The organism is Haloarcula amylolytica JCM 13557, from assembly GCF_000336615.1.
GTDB classification, from domain to species: domain Archaea; phylum Halobacteriota; class Halobacteria; order Halobacteriales; family Haloarculaceae; genus Haloarcula; species Haloarcula amylolytica.
Map to the genome: position 1 here is coordinate 278841 of NZ_AOLW01000024.1, position 1331 is coordinate 280171.

Consider the following 1331-nt stretch of genomic DNA (forward strand, 5'->3'; position numbering starts at 1 on the left):
GCGGTGTCTCTTTTCCAAGTGGGTTTCGAGCTTAGATGCGTTCAGCTCTTACCCCGTGTGGCGTGGCTACCCGGCACGTGCTCTCTCGAACAACCGGTACACCAGTGGCCACCAACCGTAGTTCCTCTCGTACTATACGGTCGTTCTTGTCAGACACCATAACACACCCAGTAGATAGCAGCCGACCTGTCTCACGACGGTCTAAACCCAGCTCACGACCTCCTTTAATAGGCGAACAACCTCACCCTTGCCCGCTTCTGCACGGGCAGGATGGAGGGAACCGACATCGAGGTAGCAAGCCACTCGGTCGATATGTGCTCTTGCGAGTGACGACTCTGTTATCCCTAGGGTAGCTTTTCTGTCATCAATTGCCCGCATCAAGCAGGCTAATTGGTTCGCTAGACCACGCTTTCGCGTCAGCGTTCCTCGTTGGGAAGAACACTGTCAAGCTATCTTTTGCTCTTGCACTCTTCGCCGGGTCTCTGTCCCGGCTGAGATAGCCATAGGGCGCGCTCGATATCTTTTCGAGCGCGTACCGCCCCAGTCAAACTGCCCGGCTATCGGTGTCCTCCTCCCGGAGTGAGAGTCGCAGTCACCGACGGGTAGTATTTCACTGNGCGTACCGCCCCAGTCAAACTGCCCGGCTATCGGTGTCCTCCTCCCGGAGTGAGAGTCGCAGTCACCGACGGGTAGTATTTCACTGTTGACTCGGTGGCCCGCTAGCGCGGGTACCTGTGTAGTGTCTCCTACCTATGCTGCACATCGGCGACCACGTCTCAGCGACAGCCTGCAGTAAAGCTCCATAGGGTCTTCGCTTCCCCCTGGGTGTCTCNCTCCTACCTATGCTGCACATCGGCGACCACGTCTCAGCGACAGCCTGCAGTAAAGCTCCATAGGGTCTTCGCTTCCCCCTGGGTGTCTCCAGACTCCGCACTGGAATGTACAGTTCACCGGGCCCAACGTTGGGACAGTGAAGCTCTGGTTAATCCATTCATGCAAGCCGCTACTGATGCGGCAAGGTACTACGCTACCTTAAGAGGGTCATAGTTACCCCCGCCGTTGACAGGTCCTTCGTCCTCTTGTACGAGGTGTTCAGATACCTGCACTGGGCAGGATTCAGTGACCGTACGAGTCCTTGCGGATTTGCGGTCACCTATGTTGTTACTAGACAGTCCGAGCTTCCGAGTCACTTCGACCTGCTCCGTTCCGGAGCAGGCATCCCTTCTTCCGAAGGTACGGGACTAACTTGCCGAATTCCCTAACGTTGGTTGCTCCCGACAGGCCTTGGCTTTCGCCGCCATGGACACCTGTGTCGGTTCTCGGTACGGACA

1 rRNA gene (only partly in view) is annotated in these 1331 nt (G+C 56.8%); it reads right to left on the bottom strand.

Annotated elements, in window-relative coordinates:
* Nucleotides 1–1331 (bottom strand): 23S ribosomal RNA (locus tag C442_RS13795) (its annotated part extends 20 nt beyond the left edge of the window); the annotation flags it as partial.